This window comes from Pedobacter sp. 05L430, from assembly GCF_056397585.1.
Genome location: NZ_JBFTNT010000053.1, coordinates 1 through 21,680, shown reverse-complemented (window position 1 = coordinate 21,680; position 21,680 = coordinate 1). Strand labels below are relative to the sequence as shown.

General features: G+C 35.6%; 22 protein-coding genes. 6 read left to right on the top strand and 16 right to left on the bottom strand.

Features of this window, described 5'->3' with window-relative positions; genetic code table 11:
* Window positions 1-131: 131 nt before the first annotated feature.
* The 5 genes from AC1DG9_RS10725 to fumC are packed head-to-tail and all read right to left on the bottom strand — an operon-like array spanning window position 132 to window position 3,891.
* The gene (locus tag AC1DG9_RS10725) at window positions 132-686 is read right to left on the bottom strand and encodes a DUF1543 domain-containing protein (protein WP_172659183.1); all 555 of its coding nucleotides are present in this window, start codon (window positions 684-686) and stop codon (window positions 132-134) included.
* A 13-nt stretch (window positions 687-699) separates the two neighbouring features.
* A complete protein-coding gene (locus tag AC1DG9_RS10720; RefSeq protein WP_172659184.1) occupies window positions 700-1,146 on the bottom strand; it encodes a low molecular weight protein-tyrosine-phosphatase in 447 nt (148 codons plus the stop codon).
* Window positions 1,146-1,946, bottom strand: coding sequence for a S1/P1 nuclease (locus AC1DG9_RS10715; RefSeq protein WP_172659185.1), 801 nt, complete (start codon window positions 1,944-1,946; stop codon window positions 1,146-1,148). The genes AC1DG9_RS10720 and AC1DG9_RS10715 overlap by 1 nt, the downstream gene beginning before the upstream one ends.
* Window positions 1,947-1,977: 31 nt before the next feature.
* Window positions 1,978-2,490 (bottom strand): fumarate hydratase, encoded by a 513-nt coding sequence (locus tag AC1DG9_RS10710; protein WP_288884021.1) that lies wholly within the window; start codon window positions 2,488-2,490, stop codon window positions 1,978-1,980.
* A 3-nt stretch (window positions 2,491-2,493) separates the two neighbouring features.
* Window positions 2,494-3,891 carry a class II fumarate hydratase gene (gene fumC / locus AC1DG9_RS10705; RefSeq protein ID WP_172659187.1) on the bottom strand — a complete coding sequence of 466 codons (1,398 nt, stop codon included), beginning with the start codon at window positions 3,889-3,891 and terminating at the stop codon, window positions 2,494-2,496.
* A 189-nt stretch (window positions 3,892-4,080) separates the two neighbouring features.
* On the opposite strand from fumC, the gene AC1DG9_RS10700 reads away from it, so the two are divergent.
* The gene (locus tag AC1DG9_RS10700; RefSeq protein ID WP_477634614.1) at window positions 4,081-5,310 is read left to right on the top strand and encodes a serine hydrolase domain-containing protein; all 1,230 of its coding nucleotides are present in this window, start codon (window positions 4,081-4,083) and stop codon (window positions 5,308-5,310) included.
* Here the strand turns inward: AC1DG9_RS10700 and recG are convergent.
* The 6 genes from recG to meaB all read right to left on the bottom strand — a co-directional run bounded on the left by recG (window position 5,307) and on the right by meaB (window position 11,639).
* On the bottom strand, window positions 5,307-7,412 hold the full coding sequence (gene recG / locus AC1DG9_RS10695; protein ID WP_477634613.1) for an ATP-dependent DNA helicase RecG: 2,106 nt from the start codon (window positions 7,410-7,412) through the stop codon (window positions 5,307-5,309). The two genes, AC1DG9_RS10700 and recG, sit on opposite strands and share 4 nt — an antisense overlap.
* Window positions 7,413-7,416: 4 nt before the next feature.
* Complete coding sequence (locus tag AC1DG9_RS10690) at window positions 7,417-8,328, bottom strand: EamA family transporter (RefSeq protein WP_172659190.1); 912 nt, start codon at window positions 8,326-8,328, stop codon at window positions 7,417-7,419.
* Between the two features lie 3 nt (window positions 8,329-8,331).
* Entirely contained in the window at window positions 8,332-8,712 is a 381-nt protein-coding gene (locus AC1DG9_RS10685) for a RidA family protein (RefSeq protein ID WP_477634612.1), read from the bottom strand.
* Window positions 8,709-8,849, bottom strand: a complete 141-nt coding sequence (locus tag AC1DG9_RS10680; RefSeq protein ID WP_317171623.1) for a DUF6728 family protein — start codon at window positions 8,847-8,849, stop codon at window positions 8,709-8,711. The genes AC1DG9_RS10685 and AC1DG9_RS10680 overlap by 4 nt, the downstream gene beginning before the upstream one ends.
* A gap of 200 nt (window positions 8,850-9,049) precedes the next feature.
* Window positions 9,050-10,378 carry an OmpA family protein gene (locus AC1DG9_RS10675; protein ID WP_477634611.1) on the bottom strand — a complete coding sequence of 443 codons (1,329 nt, stop codon included), beginning with the start codon at window positions 10,376-10,378 and terminating at the stop codon, window positions 9,050-9,052.
* A 376-nt stretch (window positions 10,379-10,754) separates the two neighbouring features.
* Window positions 10,755-11,639, bottom strand: a complete 885-nt coding sequence (gene meaB / locus AC1DG9_RS10670) for a methylmalonyl Co-A mutase-associated GTPase MeaB (RefSeq protein ID WP_477634610.1) — start codon at window positions 11,637-11,639, stop codon at window positions 10,755-10,757.
* Between the two features lie 80 nt (window positions 11,640-11,719).
* Here meaB and AC1DG9_RS10665 point away from each other — a divergent pair, with 80 nt between their 5' ends.
* From AC1DG9_RS10665 to AC1DG9_RS10655, 3 genes are all read left to right on the top strand, one after another.
* Window positions 11,720-12,379 carry a glycosyltransferase family 32 protein gene (locus AC1DG9_RS10665; RefSeq protein ID WP_288884014.1) on the top strand — a complete coding sequence of 220 codons (660 nt, stop codon included), beginning with the start codon at window positions 11,720-11,722 and terminating at the stop codon, window positions 12,377-12,379.
* A gap of 99 nt (window positions 12,380-12,478) precedes the next feature.
* Complete coding sequence (locus tag AC1DG9_RS10660; protein ID WP_288884012.1) at window positions 12,479-13,288, top strand: glycosyltransferase family 2 protein; 810 nt, start codon at window positions 12,479-12,481, stop codon at window positions 13,286-13,288.
* A gap of 2 nt (window positions 13,289-13,290) precedes the next feature.
* Window positions 13,291-14,088 (top strand): glycosyltransferase family 2 protein, encoded by a 798-nt coding sequence (locus tag AC1DG9_RS10655; RefSeq protein ID WP_172659196.1) that lies wholly within the window; start codon window positions 13,291-13,293, stop codon window positions 14,086-14,088.
* Here AC1DG9_RS10655 and AC1DG9_RS10650 read toward each other — a convergent pair.
* A complete protein-coding gene (locus AC1DG9_RS10650) occupies window positions 14,072-15,175 on the bottom strand; it encodes a glycosyltransferase family 2 protein (RefSeq protein ID WP_288884010.1) in 1,104 nt (367 codons plus the stop codon). The two genes, AC1DG9_RS10655 and AC1DG9_RS10650, sit on opposite strands and share 17 nt — an antisense overlap.
* A gap of 54 nt (window positions 15,176-15,229) precedes the next feature.
* Here AC1DG9_RS10650 and AC1DG9_RS10645 point away from each other — a divergent pair, with 54 nt between their 5' ends.
* Complete coding sequence (locus tag AC1DG9_RS10645) at window positions 15,230-15,985, top strand: glycosyltransferase (RefSeq protein ID WP_288884008.1); 756 nt, start codon at window positions 15,230-15,232, stop codon at window positions 15,983-15,985.
* A gap of 93 nt (window positions 15,986-16,078) precedes the next feature.
* Entirely contained in the window at window positions 16,079-17,920 is a 1,842-nt protein-coding gene (locus tag AC1DG9_RS10640; RefSeq protein WP_288884006.1) for an ABC transporter ATP-binding protein, read from the top strand.
* A 7-nt stretch (window positions 17,921-17,927) separates the two neighbouring features.
* On the opposite strand, the gene rffA is transcribed toward AC1DG9_RS10640, so the two are convergent.
* The 4 genes from rffA to AC1DG9_RS10620 form a co-directional block, all read right to left on the bottom strand.
* Window positions 17,928-19,058 (bottom strand): dTDP-4-amino-4,6-dideoxygalactose transaminase, encoded by a 1,131-nt coding sequence (rffA, locus tag AC1DG9_RS10635; RefSeq protein ID WP_477634609.1) that lies wholly within the window; start codon window positions 19,056-19,058, stop codon window positions 17,928-17,930.
* 13 nt (window positions 19,059-19,071) lie between these two features.
* Window positions 19,072-19,791, bottom strand: coding sequence for a GNAT family N-acetyltransferase (locus AC1DG9_RS10630; protein WP_288884002.1), 720 nt, complete (start codon window positions 19,789-19,791; stop codon window positions 19,072-19,074).
* 9 nt (window positions 19,792-19,800) lie between these two features.
* Complete coding sequence (locus AC1DG9_RS10625) at window positions 19,801-20,958, bottom strand: TDP-N-acetylfucosamine:lipid II N-acetylfucosaminyltransferase family protein (RefSeq protein ID WP_288884001.1); 1,158 nt, start codon at window positions 20,956-20,958, stop codon at window positions 19,801-19,803.
* Between the two features lie 30 nt (window positions 20,959-20,988).
* Window positions 20,989-21,680: DegT/DnrJ/EryC1/StrS family aminotransferase (locus AC1DG9_RS10620; RefSeq protein WP_477634608.1), on the bottom strand; the 692-nt coding region annotated here is incomplete at its 5' end.

Sequence of the window (21,680 nt, the reverse complement as noted above, 5' to 3'; positions counted from 1 at the left end):
GGTGAGAGACTTAGCTATAGCCTTGATTGTGGTGCAGTGTGGCGGTGAACCTGGTCTGTTTTTCAAAACATAAAAAATGGCCGGAATTTCTTCCGACCATTCGTGGGAATCTCCTGGCCTTTTTTATTTCCTTATAACTTACTTAGTATAAGATAACCTAAATGTATTTCATCTTTTGGGGTATCCACTGCCAAACTGATTTTTAACTTATAATCTTTTTTAATGCTAGCTGGAAGTATATCTTCAATTTCAAACACATCATCAACATCTACACCATACTTATCATCAATATGTGATGTAGCCCCTTCAAATCCAGCGTGTTTATAAAAAGCTGTTTCTTTTGCCTTTTTAATAGCTGTGGCCTTCTCATCAGAAACAGTTAGCATTTTATAGTGAAGCTCGTCGAAATCCCCTTTTTTATAACCACCTAAATTTAAAAAGAAAAGTTTATCAGCAGTAGGTTCATCTTTTTTGCTTACAACTTTTACCTGATACCCATCAACTTCTGTTACCTCTCGCCAGGCATCAATATGTATTTTACCATTTGCCTCCGGCCAAAAAGCAATAATTTCTTCTTTAATATCTTTTAATGAATTACCTACTGTAAAGAAAACATCATGTTGTTCCGTATATCTGCCCGGAGGGGTACAGCCCAGTAGTAACATAAATAATTTTGGTGATTCCATAATACGCATCGGTTTACATACGTCGCTTAAGCTCCTCAATCAATTCCTTACATCTTGCCTCTATCTCTAAAAACACCGGTTCAAAAAGATTATTGTCGAAATATGGATCTGTTACTTCGTTTTCGTCAGTTAAAAACAACTTTACTTTTTTACGTTGTTCTTCACTTGTTGCCAATCGCTGAACGTCCTTTAAGTTATTTCTATCCATAACAAGGATGCTGTCGAATTCGTTAAACATGCTTTTATTGAAATGTTTTGCCCTTTGTGTAGAAATATCATACCCAAAGTTTTTCGCAATAGCGATACTCCTTTTATCAGCAGGCTGATTTACATGCCAGTCACCTGTTCCTGCCGAAGCAACCTCCCAGTCTAATCCTTCTTCATTAATCAAATGCCTCATAACTCCCTCTGCCAATGGCGAGCGACAAATGTTACCAAGGCAAACCATTAGAATCTTCATTATTTATAAATATCATTAAGAATATTTGCCAAACAAACCCCTCCTTTTAGCAGTTGCTCATTCAACAGATTAACAAAGTCAAAGTTGTATTTATAACTCAGCTTATCTTCAGGTTTTGTGTTCTCGTAAATTTTATTGCATGCCATGTAAGATCCATATACAAAATCTTTAAGAGAGCTGTCTCTCCAAACTCTCAATTGTTCATCATTAGGATAATTAATAGCATTCGCATATTCTGTGTAACTCAACTCCTGATACGCTATTAATGATTCGTCCCATACTCTATGTAAATTGGACTTCTCGCCAAACCAGGTAACAAAAACTCTGTTACCCCCTAAATCTTCTTTACGGGCGGTATGCATCGGTTGATTTAAATCACCAACAAGATGTACTAACAAGCGCATGGCAAGTTTTTTCTGATCTGGTGTGCTCTGTTTGTTTTTCAAAACAGAAATCATTTCTGGAACTTTATTGTATACGTTGGCAGCAGTATCTTTATCTAAAAAGTCAAATACACCTTGCTTATCCAATCCTCCAGGCAGGTTTACAAAATGCCAGTTATAGAGATAATTATAAGAAGGATCCGATTTAATAAAATCGCCCCAGTTACTTGCCATAGCTAAGCTTTCATAACCTAACACTCCTTTAATCCCTTTTTTTGCTCTCTTACTTAAATGGCTTTCTGCTATCTGCCCTACTATTCTATGGCCAAGCATTCCCCAGGCTCCTGCGCTTAATGGCATATAAGCAGTTATAGCAAAAACTATAATTATCCTAAAAACCTTACCTACTCTTTTCATCTTTATCTAATTTAATTCCTCAGCATTTATTCTATAAGCTCTGCGGAGTACAAATTATTTTTTCTACTCGCTTTAAATCAACCTCTCTTTGATTATCAGTACCCTCAAGCAATAACCTACTTGTGTCTGCCAATTTAATTTTGAAGGTTTTGATATATTGTCCTATCTGGTAACATCCCGAAATCTTCTGTTTATAATTAGACTTCGTGAAAGTACCTGTCAAAAATACACTGTCAGCTCTAACCTGATAAACTCCCTTAGCGTATTCTTTCCACACTCCATTATTGAAACAGGAATCAGCATAGTAATTCACTTTAGAATTGGTAACCAAGTCTACATAAAATGAATCACAGGTGAATTTGAATTTATATTGTGTATAATTCAGTAATTGATCTGCGTTTAGGATACTATCTTGATTCCAAATCCCCTGTAAAATTGGCGATCCTTCTCCTTGTACATTGGGCATTCTCCTACAAGAGAAGAGTAAGCATAAATACAATAACACAGAAAACAATAATCTCCACGTATATAGGTATTTAGTCATGCCCTATTTTAAGCTACCTACCATATCCTCCGGACGAACCCACTCATCAAATTGCTCTCCGGTAAGCAAGCCCAGTTCTATGGAAGCTTCGCGTAAGGTTTTATTCTCTTTATGTGCTTTTTTTGCAATCTTGGCAGCATTTTCATATCCAACATGAGGATTCAAAGCAGTAACCAGCATCAAAGAATTTTGCAAATGTTTCTTAATTTCCGGTAAATTGGGTAAAATTCCTTCCGCACATTTATCATTAAATGAAACACAGGCATCACCAATTAGCCTTCCTGATTGCAAAACGTTAGCAGCAATAACAGGTTTAAAAACATTCAACTCAAAATGGCCATTACTTCCACCGATACCTACTGTAACATCATTACCCATTACCTGAGCACACACCATAGTCATAGCTTCGGGTTGTGTCGGATTAACTTTACCCGGCATAATAGATGATCCCGGTTCGTTATCTGGAATGATGATTTCACCTATTCCACAACGGGGGCCAGAACTTAGCATCCTTACGTCATTTGCAATCTTCATTAAAGAAACAGCAGTGCGTTTGTAAGCAGCAGAAAGTTCAACCATGGCATCGTGAGCCGCTAATGCCTCAAATTTATTGGGTGCAGTTACAAAAGGAAGTCCTGTTAATTCTGCAATTTTCTTAGCAACAAGAACGTCATATCCCTTAGGTGTATTTAAACCAGTCCCAACAGCCGTTCCACCTAAAGCTAGTTCACTAATCATTACCAAAGCATTTTTTATCGCTCTGACACTGTTGTCTATTTGCTGAACATAACCGGAAAACTCCTGACCCAATGTTAAAGGAGTGGCATCCATAAAATGAGTACGTCCTGTTTTAACGATATCATTAAATTCAATTGTCTTTTTATGTAAAGTGTTACGCAATTTCTCTAATCCAGGTATGGTAATTTCAACTGCTTGTTTATAAGCGGCAATGTGCATAGCTGTAGGATAAGTATCGTTTGATGACTGAGATTTATTTACATCATCATTCGGATGAAGCACCTTTTTATCATCACCCAATAATCCGCCATTTAAAACGTGAGCACGATTTGCGATTACCTCATTGGCATTCATATTACTTTGAGTACCTGAACCCGTTTGCCATATTACTAACGGAAACTGATCATCTAAACCACCTGCTACAACTTCATCGCACGCTTTTGCAATTAATTCAGCCTTCTCCTTTGTTAAAACACCAAGTTCAGTATTGGCTAAGGCAGCAGCTTTTTTCAAATAACCAAATGCATGTATGACTTCCTTTGGCATGGAGGCCTCAGGACCAATCTTAAAGTTATTTCTTGAACGTTCAGTTTGAGCACCCCAATATTTATCAGCAGGCACTTGTACTTCACCCATCGTATCGTGTTCGATTCTAAAATTCATAGTATTCTAAGTTTTATGTTTACAAATTTAAGGTTTTTAAAATTTTTAAAGAGCCCTTTAGTGTCAGATGTTTAATACAACCTCAAAAAAAATCGCAAATAAAATAAAACCTGCAATGTTTAAAACTCTTTTACGTTAAAAGCATTATTATTCCTTAATTTTCGGGCTTTTAAACTGTACACACAATTCATGAGTTATCGTAATATTCTAGCAGTGGCCTCAATGGCCGCCTTTTTATTTATTGCCTGTTCAAATTCGAGAAAAAGCACAACATTACAAGAGCCCAGTAAAGAGCGTACTGTTGAAGATGATAAGGCCGATAGTGTACTTTTAGCATATGACCCTGCAAAAGGTGATAAATGGATAGCTGATTTTGTACAGAACCTTCATAAAAAATATGGTTTTAATGGAAATATGCTCGTTGCAAAGGATGGGAAAATCCTTTATGAAAAAGCAATTGGTTKGGCCGATTATCTTCATCGTGATAGCTTAAAGATAAGCTCTGAATTCGAACTAGCTTCGGTAACTAAAACTTTTACCGGTACAGCTATCATGCAATTGGTCGAACAAGGCAAACTTTCTTTAAATGATGATGTAAAAAAGTTTTACCCTAACTTTCCATACGATGGAATCAAAGTAAAGCTCCTCCTTTCACACCGTAGTGGAATGATGAACTATGTGTATTTCATCGATGACATATGGCGTAAAGAAAAACGCGACATGAAAAAAGGAGTGTCCAACCAGGAAGTGATGCAGGTTATTGCAGAGAAAAAACCAAATCCGTATACTAAACCGGATAATCGATTTCACTATAACAACTCCAACTATATGGTTCTGGCAGCAATTATAGAGAAAGTAACAGGTAAGCCATATTCCGACTACATGATGGAGAACATTTTTAAACCGGCTGGAATGAAGCATACTCATGTTTATTCAACCACTGTTTATCCGAAAATACCAGTAGATGTTGTGGGACATGACCGTTCTTGGAGATACTCTGTAGCGCAAAATTTTCTGGATGGCCCCGTAGGTGATAAAGGGATCTATAGTACACTGCATGATTTGGTCCTATATGACAAAGCTTTAAAAAATGGCAGGCTACTAAAAAAAGCAAGTCTTGATTCCGCCTATACAGGTCACAACAAAGCTATCAACGGGCACTTTAATTACGGGTATGGATGGCGAATATTTGACGGAGATAACGGCCGTAAAGTAGTATATCACACAGGATGGTGGCATGGATTCAGACATATTTATGTGCGTGATGTTCAGAAAAACATTGTTATTATATTTCTGGGTAATCTTACAAACGGGAGCTTACTGCATCTTGATGAACTTTACAAATATCTTAAAACACCTATTATACGTAAAGGTGCTTATTCAGGTTCAGGATCACTACCTGGAAGTGATGAGGATTAAGATATTTTATCAAATGCTATCCCTCTGCTTCTTTTAGAGAGGTAAGTTCTTAGGAGACTATTTTGAGGATTTTCCAGATTAGGATCCGTAGAAAGGGTTTCAATTACAGTATTACGTGCTTCTTGTAGTATCTGCTGATCTTTAGCAAGATCAGCAAGCTTGAGCTCCAGTACACCACTTTGCTGTGTTCCGGAAATATCTCCAGGCCCTCTTAGCTGTAAATCTATTTCCGAAATCTCAAATCCGTTATTTGTTTTTACCATGGTTTCTAAACGCAGCTTACCATCCGGACTTAACTTATTCCCCGACATTAGAATACAAAAGGACTGCTCTGCCCCTCTACCTACTCTTCCACGCAACTGATGTAACTGTGAAAGCCCAAATCGTTCCGCATTTTCAATAACCATTACCGAAGCATTAGGCACATTTACACCAACCTCTATAACTGTTGTGGCTACCATGATTTGTGTTTTGTGATCAATGAAGCGCTGCATTTCAAATTGCTTGTCTGCGTTACTCATCTTTCCATGCACTATGCTAATTTGATAATCGGGTAAAAGAAAGTGATAGCTAAGTTGCTCAATCCCTGCCTCAAGATGTAAAAGATCTAACTTCTCACTCTCCTTTATCAAAGGATATACAATATAAACCTGGCGACCCTTCTTAATCTCTTCCTTCATAAACCCAAACATCCYTAGGCGCTGCCCTTCATAAAGATGTCTTGTTTCAATTGGCTTTCTTCCAACAGGTAATTCGTCAATAATAGACACATCGAGATCCCCATACAATGTCATAGCCAACGTACGGGGAATTGGCGTTGCCGTCATTACCAGGATATGAGGAGGGGTAAGGTTTTTTCTCCAAAGCTTTGCTCGTTGTTCAACACCAAACCGGTGTTGTTCATCAATTACCACAAGTCCCAAATTCTTAAACACAACCTTATCCTCAATCAATGCGTGGGTACCAACCAGAATATCAATCTCACCAGCTTCAAGCTCACTATGAAGTTGTGTTCTTTGCTTCTTTGTGYTGCTGCCTGTAAGAATAGCAACTTTCACTAACCGATCCTTTAACAGATCTACAATAGATTGATAATGCTGACGTGCTAATATCTCTGTAGGAGCCATCATACAGGCCTGATAACCATTATCACTTGCAAGCAGCATACTCATAAGCGCAACAACTGTTTTTCCACTGCCTACATCTCCCTGTACGAGTCGATTCATCTGAATTCCTCTCTGCGTATCAAGCCTAATCTCCTTTATCACCCGTTTCTGTGCATTTGTTAATTCAAATGGCAGAATCTCTTTATAAAAAGTATTTATTCTTTCTCCCACTATATCAAATGAATGACCTTTAAATCTCATTTCCCGTAGCTGCTTATTATGCAATAATTGAAGTTGAATAAAAAACAGCTCTTCAAATTTTAATCTCCGCTCAGCAGATTTCAGCGACTTAACGTCTTTAGGAAAATGAATATTTAGCAATGCTTCTTTCCTGCCAGCCATTTGATATTTTTCCAGAATATGGGAAGGAATGGTTTCTACTATTTCCTTAAGGTTTTGTTCAATTAATAAGGTCTGTAGTTTTTGGATCCCCTTACTATCCAGAAAAAACTTCTTTAGTTTCTCAGTAGAATGATATACGGGTTGTAACCTTAAATTACCTGTTATAGTTGCTGGTCTAGGGTAGTTCTCCAAGTCGGGATGCGAAATACTAAATGAACCATTAAACACAGTGGGTTTCCCAAATACAATATAAACTTTGCCCTTAGTAACGTTTTCATCAACCCACTTCAAACTCTGAAACCATACCAGTTCAATTGAGCCGGTATCATCAGTAAGTCGGGCAACAAGGCGTTTCTTATGTTTTTCGCCTATTTGTTCCTTACTGGTTATCCTGCCAAGTATTTGCACATACGGCAATTCAGGATCTAATTCATTAATCTTATAAAACCTAGTCCTGTCAATATATCTGAAGGGAAAAAAATTCAAGAGATCTTCATAAGTAAAAATACCTAACTCTTTTTGAAAAAGTTCAGCACGTTTAGGCCCAACGCCTTTAAGAAATTCTATAGTCGTATCTAATGTAGAAACAAACAAGGCTTTAAATATTTTTTCTATTAAATGTAAATATATCTTTTATTATGCTCCAATTAAACACAATAACCGAAACTAATAATAACAAATAGGCCGAAAGCTTATGGGAATCAATATGTTCATTAAAATAAAAAATAGCCACGGCAAACGCAATAAGCGGATTAACATAAATAATTATTCCAAGAGTTGATGAAGGGATTCCTATCAAAGCATATAGGCTCATAAATAAAGGAATAATAGTAAATACCACTGCAACTATCGTAATGTTTCCCCAAAACCATAAATCAGTTGGAAAAGATTCGTGTTTACTTATATATAATGGCATCATCAATAGTACGGCCAGTGCAATTTGGATTGCCAGAACGTTTAGCTTATCCAGATTTTTCATTTTGCGCTGTATAATCAAATAGAAAGCATATAAAGTTGCAATAACAACAGACCACGCCACTTCAATAAAAGATCCGGTAGCGAGCAGAATAATGCTAAATAAGGCTATTGCCAATGATAAGAGCTTTAATCTTGATAACTCTTCTTTTAAAAGAATAAAGCCGCCAAATGCCGTAATTAACGGACAAACCATATAAGCAAATGCTGCAGACTGTAAACTGACATTATTTACCGCATAAATGTAGGTATACCAGTTCGAGGTTAAAAGTATAGTGGATGCCACTATCTGCACAACCACTATTTTCCTTTCCTTAGGAGTTACCGATGATAAGTAAGCAATATCACTCTTCAGATACTTACGTCTGAAAATAAAAATGGCAATCCAAATAAAAACCAGGGAAGTAAAAATTCGATAATATAGAATCTCTTCAGAAGGAAATTCTTTAAGATTTCTTAGTGGAATCGAAAAGAATCCCCAGATCGCAAAAGATAAAATACCAGCAAAAAAATACCTGAGATTAGATTTTGGCAAAACCTATCCTTTATAAGCTGTCATAGATATCTCCACATTCACTCCCTTTGGCAATCCTTTTACTGCTACTGTTTCCCGGGCAGGAAAGTTCTTATGAAAGAACGACCCATATATTTCATTTACCTCGGCAAATAGTGCCATAYCTGACAAAAAAATAGTTGTCTTAACAACATCCTCAAAACTATAAGAAGCTTCTAGTAAAACAGCCTTAATGTTTCTCATAACCTGATGTGTTTCTTCTGCAATTGAGGATTGTACAACCTCTCCTGACTCGGGGTTTATTGCAATTTGCCCAGATAAAAATAAAAAGCCATTAGCTATTACTGCCTGACTATAAGGGCCAATAGGGGCCGGAGCATTTTTTGTGTTTATTATTCTATTCATTTCAATAAAATCCAATCAATTAATTTCCATAAAATGCCTGCAACAAATACAATAATAGCAGTTGCATTAATAATATGCATTATTTTAATGTTAATGTTAGTGGGCCTGTTAGGGTCTCTTTTTCTAAAAAAATACATCTTACTACAAACTTAGATAAAATAGTCTTAAATAATTTATCAACCTTTTATCCCTCAATTATAAAACCAGAATTAATTTAATTGGGAAGTAATTGAAAATATTTTGAATAGATGCATTTTATTAAAATAGCATCGGCCTACAAATAAAAAAAGGGTCCCAAATTTTGGGACCCTTTTTTAAGTATTGTTGTTAGAAAGTATTAGTTTCTAGCTGTTTCAACACGACGATTTTGGATACGACCTTCTTCAGTATCGTTAGAAGCAATTGGATTAGCTTCGCCAAAACCTTTAGTTACAACTTGACTAGCGTTAACACCAGAGTTAACTAAGTAAGTTTTAACAGAATTAGCTCTGTCTTTAGATAATTTCAAATTGTATGCAGCAGTACCTTCGCTTGAAGCGTAACCGTTTACAGCTACTTTACCACCGTTTTCACGCAATACTGAAGATAATTTATCTAAAGTAGGGTAAGCTTCAGTTTTTAAAACTGATGAGTTAAATTCAAATTGGATAGTTTCGAAACCAGTAACGTTGCTAGCAGGAGCAGTTTCAGTTACTTTAGGTAGAGGACATCCTGAACCATCAACAGCAGTACCTGCAGGAGTTCCTGGGCATTTGTCAAACTGATCAGAARCACCGTCACCATCAGAATCTTTTTTCAAACCTTCAACAGCTTGCTCAACATTAGCAACACGAGCTTTTAAAGCTTCAACTTCTTGACGTAATGAAGGATCTTTCAATTCATCATACATTAAAGCAAGTGGGTTAACCCAATCCAAGTTCGGTTTAGATTTAGAACCTAGAGAGAATTCTAATCCAGCATATCCGTAAGAGAATTTATCTTTGTTAGAAGCACCGTTTGCATAAGTTCCGTCAAAGTTATCTCCATCAATAAAGTGCATAGTATAACCTAAGTTAAATGATACACGCTCAGAAACTTTGAATTTAACACCAGCACCTACTGGGATATAAGCTTCTTTAACATAAGTTTTAGCATCGTGTCTGTCATTAACATCACCTATAGCTTTATCTTTCCAGTCGATACCATCAACTTTAGGAGCATAAGCGATTAAACCGTAACCAGCAGTAACGAAGAAGTTAACTGAGTTCTCACGACGTAAGAAGTCAACAGTAGCAACGTTAACAACACCTCTGATGTCAGCAGAATAGCCAATTTCAGTTTCAAATTCTTTAGGAGAAGCTGAAGCGTTTTTGCTTGATCCAGAAACTTTTCCACGGAAAATGTTACCTTCAATACCAAATGCATGACCTAATTGTTTTCTTAGTGAGATACCGTAACCTAAGTTAACGTCCATCTTATTGAAATCATTAGTACCACCGATAGCAACAAATGGAGATAAAACACCACCGTTGATTCCGAAAGACCAAGATCTGTACTGACCCCTTCCACCAAATACCTTGGCCGAAGAAGAAGTTCCAGTAGAATCTTGAGCGTTAGCTAGAGAGGTTACTCCCATCAACGCAACAAAAGAAACTGCTAGACTCTTTTTTAAAGTAGAATAATTCATAATTTTCTTTTTTAAGGTTAAACAAATTTTAATTGTATGTTTTTTTTGTGTAGCAAAATTAAACAAATTTTTAATTTCTCAAAACACTTGTACAAACTCTGTTCCAAATTTATTAAATACCGACAATTATGCAAACATAATACGAATAGTATTTATGTTTTGCATTAAAAAAATATCAATAAAAATGAATCCTCAATTCATTACTGCATAAAAAGCGCAAAAACAGCGTTAACGGCCATTACGATAGCTTTTATAATCAGAGAGTCTAACCTCAGTATGTAAAACAAAAGTTATATGTTGTCAAAAACAATTAACATTTTTTAAACATTGTCCTATTCCTGTATACAGAAAAGTCCTGTTTTTAAGACAAAATCAGCTAAATCCATTGATCGGTAAACTTATAAATGTTAAAATCAGGTCTTTTCAATGCTTTTACAAGTTCTGAATGAAGTTTAACTTTATCAACATTTTTCATTCGATAGTGCGCTATTATCTTAAATGCCTTTTCAGCTAGTAACCATGCCTTCTGTTTTCCATCAGATTCAACAGGAATTGTCAACCATTCGCAGAGTTCCTCTATGCCCTCCTTTTTATCTGCAACAGTTTTAAAAACTGGAATCTCTTGATGCAAAACTAACTTCTTCAAGGTGTTAGTAAACACATCAGCTCCCTCCCGATCTGCTTTGTTTACAACAAACCCCTGAGCTATTTCCATTATTCCCGACTTTATACTTTGGATTTCATCTCCTGATTCCGGCACTAAAACAACTACTGTTTTATCTGCAAGTCCGGCAATTTCAATTTCAGACTGCCCAACTCCAACAGTTTCTACAATAATCATATCGAAATCAGCCGCCCGCATCACATCAATCATTTCAATGGTTTTTGCGGAGATTCCCCCCAATGCGCCCCTTGTTGCAACAGATCTGATATATACATTAGGATTGTTAAACTGCTGTGACATTCTTATACGATCACCGAGTAATGAACCAAAATTAAACGGAGAAGTGGGGTCAACTGCCAGAATGGCTATTTTTTTATTCTGCTTAGCAAACTGTTCAGTTATTGCGTTTACAAGGGTACTTTTTCCTGCACCCGGGGGACCAGTAATTCCAATTATCRGAACTGCTGATTTAACATTAAGCATTCGCAAGATATCTGCAGAGGGTGCAATATCATTTTCAACCAATGTTAAGGCTCTTGCCAAAGCCAAAAAGTTTCCCTGCTCAATTCCTTTTAAAAGGGGATAATTGGTATCCATTAATAAACTATCTTTGATACAAAGAAATAGAATTTATTCATTATTTAACGTCTTATTCCTAACATCTTTTTTATTCTAAAATGTCAATACCAAAAATCATACATCAAACTTTCAAATCAAAGAACCTGCCTCTAATTACGCGTTGGCATATCTATAAATTCTTAAAAAGAAATCCCGACTACCAGTATGAATTTTATGACGATGAAAGGATCGAGAAATTCCTCTCAGAAGAATTTGATAATGAAACATTTAAACTATATCAAAAACTTAATATCGGTGCGGCAAAAGCAGACTTTTTCAGGTATGCAATCCTGTTAAAAAAAGGTGGAATATATTTAGATATTGACTGCAATGTTAAACAGAATTTCGATCAATTTATCAGACCAGATGACGTAGCAGTATTATCTCCTGAAAAGAATCCTATTTGTTATGTACAATGGGCATTGTTTTTTGAATCTGGTCACCCTTTCCTTCAAAGGACTATGGAACTGATGCTTGAGAACATCAGAAAAAACGAATTCCCACACGATGTACATAAGATGACTGGACCTACCGTATACACAGCTGCAATCAATGATTGTTTGTCAAAGGATCCGGATATCCCGCATAGAACATTCGGAGTTGAATATGCACCCTATCTTAAAGACAAGTACAAACTGGCAAAGTTTTTCTTGTATGAAAAAAAATCCAATCACTGGAAAAAACTCCAGGTCTCATCAACCGTATTAAAGCCCGAATAAATTCACACATCAATATTATACAAGAAAGGAGCAAATTTCATTGAATTATAAATTAGGGCACATAAGTTGTAAATTTGAGCCTTTATCCCAATCTACCTAATGCAAAAACAAATTACGGCTGCTTTATTAATTTCTACCTACAATTGGCCTGCAGCATTGGATCTGGTCCTGTCCAGTGTTTTACTGCAGTCCAAAATGCCTGATGAAATCCTCATTGCTGATGACGGATCAACCGAGGAGACTAAAACAATAATTGAAAAATACAAAAAGCTATTTAAGATTCCTGTATTACATTTTTGGCAGGAGGATCACGGATTTAGGAAGACCCTTATCTTAAATAAAGCTATTGCAGGTGCAAAAAGCGATTATATTATCGAAATAGATGGAGATATCATTATTCACAGAAAATTTATTGAAGACCATATAAACTTCGCAATGCCGGGCACCTTTGTAAGGGCAAGCCGCGGTTACCTTAATAAAGAACTCTCCGCTAAGCTAATCAGCAAGGAGATTTCCAAAATCAACATCTTCAGTAAAAACATTGCTAATTTTTTCAGTGTCGTTCGTATTCCCTTTTTGTGGCCTCTTTTCGAAAAAAAATACAAAATCAAAGGTGCCGAATTATATGAAATTCATGGATGCAACATGGCGTTCTGGCGTTCTGATGCAATAAAGGTAAATGGGTATAATGAAAGTTTTATTGGATGGGGTCCGGAGGACAAGGAGTTTATTGCCCGATTTTTAAATATAGGATTGCAAAAACGGTTCCTTAAGCTTGGCGCAGTTGCATTTCATATCTATCATAAGGAAAATTCCAGAGCTTCTTTAGCAGAAAACGAGATATTATTTAAGGAGACTATAGCGCTTAAAAAAGTTTATTGTGAATCCGGTATAGACAAATATTTATAGGCATGAATAACAAAATTTCTGTAACTCTTGTTATATCAACATATAATTGGCCAAAGGCACTCGAGCTCGTTTTTAAGAGCATTTTAAATTTAAGGGTGTTCCCAAATGAAATAATTATTGCTGATGATGGTTCAGATGACAGAACAAAAGCAACAATAGAAGAATTTAAGCAACAAATAAAGGTACCCGTTAAACATCTGTGGCAAGAAGATCTTGGTTTCAGAAAAACCATTATTATGAATAGAGCCATCTCTTCTGCATCTGGCAATTACATAATACAAATAGATGGCGATATTATTTTACATCCAAAATTTATTGCCGATCATATAGAAGAAGCTCAGCATGGTTACTATATAAAGGGAAGCAGATCAATGCTTTCAGCAGACTTAACCAACACCATCATAAGTACCAAGAACATTCGCATCAGTTCTCTAACCAAAGGGGTAGGCAGTAAAATAAATGCTAGTTATTTGCCTATTTTTTCAGGCTTCTTTAAAGGCAATCATTTTCGATCTAACAATCTAAGGGGCTGCAATTTCTCGTTTTGGAAGCACGATTTTATTGCAGTAAATGGTTACAATAATGACCTGGAAGGCTGGGGCCATGAAGACATTGAACTAGCTGCAAGGTTAACAAACCTTGGAATCAGACAAAGACAATTAAAATTAAAAGCAGTTTGCTTTCACCTTTATCATCGAATAAATTCCAGGCATAACGAGGACGTTAATTTCAAAAAATACCTCAATGCTGTCAGAAAAAAGATTATTCGTTGTAAAAATGGAATTATAACCGAGTTATAGAAAACAGTACCAACAGAAGGATCATTTTTACAATCTTCCATTTATTTAATCTGAACCATTTCGGGTTTTCCTTAGTAAATCCCATTTCAATCCGCTCGGCAAAACCTGACACTCGGCCTCTTGATAAACTTTCAAACAGATATCCTGACTCATAACAGTTCTTGATCCAAAAAAGATTTAAAGCCACAGAAAATGAAAAGACTTTTGACTTATAAAAGACCTTAATGAGGTTAGTTAAAACCTCTGCAAAAAGAATCAGGGCCATCAGCAAAACCAATTCATTAATGGAATAAAAAATCGCGACTAAAGGCGAACAAATCAACAAAATAAGAAGAGACTCTGAGGTATTCAGGAAATCATGGTAAGTATAAGACTTAATTGTATCAAGTATCGCGATATCGGCTGCGCCACGTCCATATCTAAAAATCCGCTCAGTTTGGATGGCTCCATTATTCCACCACGGATGTTCCACAACTGCATCAGGTACAGGAACATACTTTTCATTATACAATAAGCTATTCCTAAGCAGAAATTCTATATCCTCTCCACCTTTATCCAGCTTTTCGTTAAACAAAGTCATATCCATTTTTGCTCTGTTTAACATAACATTAGCAGTTGGCACCCACACCAAGGGCTTGTTATCTAAAGCCGCCTTAAAATGTCCTGTCGTGCCATTAATATCCATAGCCCGGGTTGCAGCATTAAATGGTAATGGAAAATTAGTTACTCCTGCAAAACCAATAGAATCCGGGTTCTTTTTAATTGCTTCCGCATATGCTACCAAAAGTTTTTTCGAGGGTACAATATCATCGTCCAATAACAAAATCCATTTACCCTTCCCCAATCTAATACCATTATTCCTAGTTTTAGAAAACCCCAGATTAATTTCATTCTTAACCAGGTTGATTTTATTCTCAGTGGCTAATTTTACAATTTCATCAGGTATAACTAACAAAGGATTATCCGCAACAATATAAAAATCCACTAAAAACCCTTCCGGTCTTTCAATATTGAAAATATCTAAAAGTACATCCTCATCTAACCTGAAAGAAGGTATTACTATGTCAATTGAAGTGTTTTGGTACATGAAATACAAATATACACCGTTTTATATTACACTGTCATTTTAATATATTTGAACATGATAAAAGATGCAGCCTTTGCTGATATTGAGAATAAAAACACCAATCCAACATTAACAATAATTATAGCCACCTATAATGCCGGCACATATATTGAAACTTGTCTTAAATCTATAATAGAAAACGTAAAAACGACATACCAGCTAATAATTGTCGATGGCTTAAGTGCTGACAATACCCTATCACTAATTAGCAAATATGAAGAACATGTTGATACCTTAATTAGTGAAAAAGATCATGGCATATATGATGCAATGAATAAAGCGGTAACATACATTAAAGGAAAATGGGTTCTATTTTTAGGTGCAGATGATCGGCTACTACCTACATTCAATCAAATGGAAAATTTCCTGATTGAGGAGAATACCATTTATTATGGCAATGGTAAAAATAAGAACCATTTACTTGGAGGGGCCTTTACAAAATACCAGGTGGCTAAAAAGAATCTTTGCCACCAGTGTATATTTTATCCCAAAGCTGTTTTTAATAAATATCAATACTCCTTAAGCTACCCTGTGTTTGCAGACTACTTACTCAACATTCAGTGCTGGGGAGATAATGATTTCAAAAAGGTTTACAAAAATGTGGATATCACCTATTACAATATGGAAGGCTTTTCTTCTTATGCAGAAGACAAACTATTCAGACAAGACAAACCGAAATTAGTAAAGCAATATCTTGGGAATATAGTCTATATAAGATATATGATCAGAAAATTTAAAGAATCGAAAAAAGCAGATAGCAAATTCTTTTAAGAGTGCCTCAGCGACTTAAACAACACACATTTCCTAGTACAATTATATAGTAAGACTAAATAACGTACCTTTGCCCTTATAATTAAGCATTTAATGAAAACCTACTTTAGATTATTATCCTTTGCAAAACCCATTGAAAAATTTGCAATTCCTTACGTTATCACTACCCTATTATATATCCTTTTTAACACACTAAATTTAGCTTTACTAGCCCCTTTATTAGACACCCTCTTTAACAAAAAAACAGCCATTTCTACCACTGAAGTAGCAAAAACAGCTGAAGTAGCAGAAAAATCCTGGTTTGATGTTATGGCTCATTTTAGGGAATTAACTGATTACCTTATACACACTCATGGTGAACAGCAGACTCTAAAATATATATGCTTAGTAATTGTAGCATCTGTGTTTCTTTCTAACATTTTTAAATATTTCTCCGCTTTCACTATGGAGAATCTTCGTGTTCACACGTTGCTAAATCTTCGTAAAACGGTGTTCAATAATGTGATGAATCTACATTTGGGTTATTTTAACAGTCAACGAAAGGGAGATATTATTTCAAAAGTTTCATCAGATGTACAAGTAGTGCAATTTACTGTTACCAATACATTACAAGTAGTTTTTAAAGAGCCGGTAACACTAATTGTCTATATGGTTTTACTTTTCTCTATCTCTGTAAAACTTACCCTTTTCTCCTTATTGATCATTCCTTTAGCCGGACTTATAATTGCAAAAATTGTAAAGAGATTAAGGCAACAGGCAACCAGGGCACATGAAACATTTGCAAACATGCTGGGATATCTAGATGAAGCGCTTAGTGGGATCAAGATCGTTAAAGCATTCAATGCCACAGAATATGTAAAAGACAGATTTCACCAGGAGAATGTAACCTACTCAAATATTACCCGAAAAATGGCCAGAAGACAGCAACTTGCTTCTCCCGTTTCTGAGTTTCTTGGAGTACTAATGGTAGCCGGAATCGTGTACTACGGCGGATCACTTATATTAGCTGGAGAAGCAACCTTAAAATCTGCAGAGTTTATAGCTTATATAGCTGTGTTTTCTCAGGTAACACGTCCCGCAAAAGCATTATCCGATGCTTTTAGTGGCATACATACTGGTCTTGCGGCAGGTAAGCGTGTCCTGGACTTGATAGATGAAAAACCTGCTATCGTTGACAAACCGAATGCGATCAAGATCAAATCATTTGAAAACACTATCAGTTTTAAAGACGTATCATTCTCTTACGGTGATAGAAAGATCCTAAAACATGTAAATGTAGTAATACCAAAGGGCAAAACTGTTGCTTTAGTAGGGCCATCAGGAGGTGGAAAATCAACACTAATGGATTTACTTCCCCGATTCATAGAACCAGAATCAGGTACCATTTCTATCGACGGCATTAATATCAGCGAAGTAAATACAGATTCACTAAGAAGTCAGATGGGATTTGTTAATCAGGAATCCATATTATTTAATGATACTATCTTTAACAATATAGCCTTTGCAAAACCAGATGCCACGAAAGAACAAGTAATGAGAGCGGCAAAAATTGCTAATGCTCACGAATTCATCATGGTTACTGATAATGGTTATGAGACATCTATTGGCGACAGGGGTATACGTTTATCGGGTGGACAAAGACAAAGGTTGTGCATTGCAAGAGCAATACTAGGTAACCCTCCAATAATGCTTTTAGATGAGGCAACCTCTGCCCTCGATACAGAATCAGAAAAACTTGTACAGGATGCATTATATAAGCTTATGGAAAACCGTACTTCCCTAATCATTGCACATCGCCTGTCAACAATACAAAATGCAGATCTAATTATAGTTTTAGATAACGGTACTGTTGTAGAACAAGGATCCCACAATGAATTAATGGGCAATAATGCACTTTATAGAAGGTTAATAGATATGCAGACGTTCTCTGAATAATTTTTAACTAATCGTTTCTGTAGAATGCTTTGATCGATTCTGTTATATGATAAATCTGCTTTTCATCAAGCTCATAAAATAAGGGCAACCGAACAAGTCTTTCAGTATAATAATCTGCATTATTAAGTATTCTCCCATCATGTTTATGAGCATAGTAAGGCGATGTATGCAAAGAAATATAATGAAATACTGCATGTACTTGATCTTTGCTCAGGTGCTCAATTAAAGCATTCCGTTCTTCAAAATCTTTACAGACCACATAAAACATATGAGCATTATTTGTAGCATAGAGCGGCACAATAGGCAACTTTAATAACCCTTTTACTTGCACCTCTTCTAAATATTCATAGTATAAATTCCACAGGTACTTTCTTTTTGATTGAATTTCATCTAGATTTTCGAGTTGCGCATATAAAAATGCCGCTGTAATCTCCGAAGGCAAAAATGAAGAGCCAATATCTACCCAACCATATTTATCAACCTCCCCTCTGAAAAAAGAAGATCTATTAGTTCCTTTTTCCCATATAATCTCAGCCCGTTCTGCAAATCGTTCGTCATTAACCACCAACATTCCTCCTTCACCTGCTATGATATTCTTGGTCTCATGAAAAGAGAAGGCAGACAAATGGCCGAAGCCTCCTAATTCCTTTCCAGAACAATAAGAATCTATTGCTTGTGCAGCATCTTCAACTACAAATAAATTATGTTCTTTTGCCACCTGCATTAATTTATTCATATCACAAGCCATCCCTGCATAATGCACAGGAACTATCGCTTTTGTTTTTGACGTAATCAAACTTTCAATTAAATCAATGTCAAGATTCGGGCTTTCTTCAGAACTATCCGCAAAAACAACATTGGCACCTCTTAAAATAAAAKGATTTGCAGTAGATACAAAGGTATAGGAAGGAATAATGACCTCATCGCCTGGCTGAATATCAAGTAGTATAGCCGCCATTTCCAATGCGTCAGTACAACTTGTGGTAAGCAATACTTTATGAAAGTTGTATCGTTGTTCTATTAACTGCTGGCATCTTTTAGTAAAAAGGCCATTACCGGAAAGTTTTCCCGACATAACCGCCTGGTAGATATAATGAGTTTCTTTTCCTGTCAAATAAGGCTTATTAAATGGGATCATTGTAATTGACTTTCTATAACCAAAAATGATAGAAATATTCTACCTTTTCTATTCTGTAACCGTAACTATTATATAAAGCACATGCAGCTTTATTTGCACCTTGTGTAACAACTTGAATTTTTGAAGCTTTATTTTTAACAGCGAACTCCTCAGCGGCTCTTAATAATGTTTTCCCAATCCCCTTGCCTCTGGCACTCTCTCTTACACTAATAATCCCAATATTAACCAGATTATGATTACTCTTTAAGTCTAACGTGATTACTCCTAGAATCGTATTATCATCGACATATACAAGCACTTTATCTGCCAAGATACCTTCAATAGAATTAATCATCCATTCTTTATATAATGCCTCATATTTAATCTCTTCTATATTAGGATCAATTTTATATCTTGAATAAATACCGCTTGCAATTCCCAATTGTAACAGCTCATGTAAATTAAAATTATCATTATACTCAAAGGTGTATTTATCAGAATATGCGTTGGATAAACAACCTTCTTTATAAAAGGTCGTCTTTCTATCAACCAATAAACCATTAAATTCCTTTAGCAGAAGAGTATTATCTTGGATTTTATTTGCAGAAGCGTAATAGACCAATCGTACATCCTGTTTTAGGAAAGCCAAACATTCAATTAATTCTTGATCGGATAAATTATTCCTATGGATTTTTGCAACAGGATAGCCAAAAAAGTCGGTATCCCATCGTAATATTTCATAAGGTTGTTTCACAGTTTAGGATTATTTTAATAAATTACTTAAAACGTCTTCTTTTACACTTACCTTAAATAGTTCATTTATATTTTCTACATTCTTCTTTCTAATATCATCAGACAAGGGGTGAATGAATTCATTAAAAGATAATTGCGAAATCTTTGCTGAATTACCTATAAACACATCATTAATCTTTAAAAACTTATATGTACTGCTTTTTTCATTAATAAAAACCTTTTTACCCCGATATAAAAGAGCCAAAGTATTCCCAGCAGCCTGTGTTCTATAATGGTTCATGATTGCAACATCTACCTCGTCCAAAATTCGGTAATAAGCTTCACGATTCATAAAATGGCGCAAACAAACCACCTTATCCTCGCCAAACATTCTAACCGCCTTCTGCTCTATAAGATCTCCATATTTTTTATTTCCATAATTGAGTGGAATGATTAACTTGATATTTTCTCCTTTAAATCTCTCTAAATCATCCAACATCTCCAAATGATTATTTGTCACTGTATCAGAATTCCCAAGTAGTAAAGAAATTGGTCTATCTTCTTGGCTTGGCTTTGAGGTAATATTTGAGCCTTCAGATGGATTAAAATTATAAAAAAAATAAGTATACGAAGCTTGGGTTGTATAGTGCTCAAGTATCCATTGATGATCTATAATATTCCAGCTTAAAAAATAATTCAAACGTCCAAAAAAAGCCTTCCTGATTTCCCAAACTTTTTGATCATTTGCTTTATACTTCCAATATCTGTTAGCTAAAGTTTTATAGAAGCGTTTTATCTTTAAGAGGTTCCATTTAACCTTTGGTCGCTCTTCATGCTTTTCAAAATAATTCAGACTTTGCGCCCCATATATTGTTTTCTTAAACATTGAATATGGAATTTCCACGATATCACCTCCCCAGAAAAATAATCCTATCTTAATATTTTCTGGTAATTTGAGCACAAAATTAATGGCTGCATCAGAGGCCCAATGAATAAAAACTTTATCACCCTCACTTATATTTTTTACCGTTTCTAAAAACAACTCGGTACCATAAGGAGCAAAAATTGCCTTATCAGATTTAACGTGTTTTACCTTTTCCTGGGGCCAGTCAATAATATAAATGTTATTCCCCGGTGCAGTTTTTTCTCCATCAATAATAAAATCATTAATAAATTTATCATCGATCATTAAATGGTAATTCATGGCAGCAATATGTATTTAGAAATTATTTAAAAGCTTAGTTACTTTCACAATATCTTCTTCATTATGAAAATAAGAAATAGGTAAACTTAAAGTCGTATTGTGTATCTCTGTTGAAATTGGATATTCACCTTCAATAATGCCTTTCATTGCTTCCTGGTTATGAGGTGCAACAGGATAGTGGATTTCTGTTTTTACTCCGTTCTGAAGCAGATAATCCCTGAGCTGATCCCTTCTCTGGTGTCTGATATTAAAGATATGATAAACATCAAAAAAATCAGGGTCCACCTTAGGTAGAACAAAATCTGACCCCAACTCTTGCAGATAATACGAAGCCAGTTTCCTTTTGTGGCTGTTAATATCATCCAAATGCTTAAGTTTTAAAGATAAGAAACCAGCCTGCACTTCATCCAGCCTTGAATTATACCCCACAAGTTCGTTTACATATTTTATCCTGGAACCATAATTTCTCAATGTTCTAATTTGATCCGAAAGACCTGCGTCATTTGTTGTTATAGCCCCGGCATCGCCCAAAGCACCCAAATTTTTAGTAGGGTAGAAACTAAAGGCTCCGAAATCACCAAAGTTACCGGCCTTCTTACCTTTATATTGAGCTCCATGCGCCTGAGCACAATCCTCAATAATCTTCAGTTGATGTTTATTGGCAAGGTGTATAATCGGATCCATATCACAAACCTTTCCGTACAAAT

Excerpts from the sequence above, each read along its gene's own strand:
- AC1DG9_RS10650 (WP_288884010.1), bottom strand. The coding sequence starts at position 15,175 with ATGTACCAAAACACTTCAATTGACATAGTAATACCTTCTTTCAGGTTA.
- AC1DG9_RS10665 (WP_288884014.1), top strand. The coding sequence starts at position 11,720 with ATGTCAATACCAAAAATCATACATCAAACTTTCAAATCAAAGAACCTG.
- AC1DG9_RS10660 (WP_288884012.1), top strand. The coding sequence starts at position 12,479 with ATGCAAAAACAAATTACGGCTGCTTTATTAATTTCTACCTACAATTGG.
- AC1DG9_RS10720 (WP_172659184.1), bottom strand. The coding sequence starts at position 1,146 with ATGAAGATTCTAATGGTTTGCCTTGGTAACATTTGTCGCTCGCCATTG.
- AC1DG9_RS10710 (WP_288884021.1), bottom strand. The coding sequence starts at position 2,490 with ATGACTAAATACCTATATACGTGGAGATTATTGTTTTCTGTGTTATTG.
- AC1DG9_RS10625 (WP_288884001.1), bottom strand. The coding sequence starts at position 20,958 with ATGATCGATGATAAATTTATTAATGATTTTATTATTGATGGAGAAAAA.
- fumC (WP_172659187.1), bottom strand. The coding sequence starts at position 3,891 with ATGAATTTTAGAATCGAACACGATACGATGGGTGAAGTACAAGTGCCT.
- AC1DG9_RS10640 (WP_288884006.1), top strand. The coding sequence starts at position 16,079 with ATGAAAACCTACTTTAGATTATTATCCTTTGCAAAACCCATTGAAAAA.
- AC1DG9_RS10655 (WP_172659196.1), top strand. The coding sequence starts at position 13,291 with ATGAATAACAAAATTTCTGTAACTCTTGTTATATCAACATATAATTGG.
- AC1DG9_RS10715 (WP_172659185.1), bottom strand. The coding sequence starts at position 1,946 with ATGAAAAGAGTAGGTAAGGTTTTTAGGATAATTATAGTTTTTGCTATA.
- AC1DG9_RS10645 (WP_288884008.1), top strand. The coding sequence starts at position 15,230 with ATGATAAAAGATGCAGCCTTTGCTGATATTGAGAATAAAAACACCAAT.
- AC1DG9_RS10725 (WP_172659183.1), bottom strand. The coding sequence starts at position 686 with ATGGAATCACCAAAATTATTTATGTTACTACTGGGCTGTACCCCTCCG.
- AC1DG9_RS10680 (WP_317171623.1), bottom strand. The coding sequence starts at position 8,849 with ATGTATTTTTTTAGAAAAAGAGACCCTAACAGGCCCACTAACATTAAC.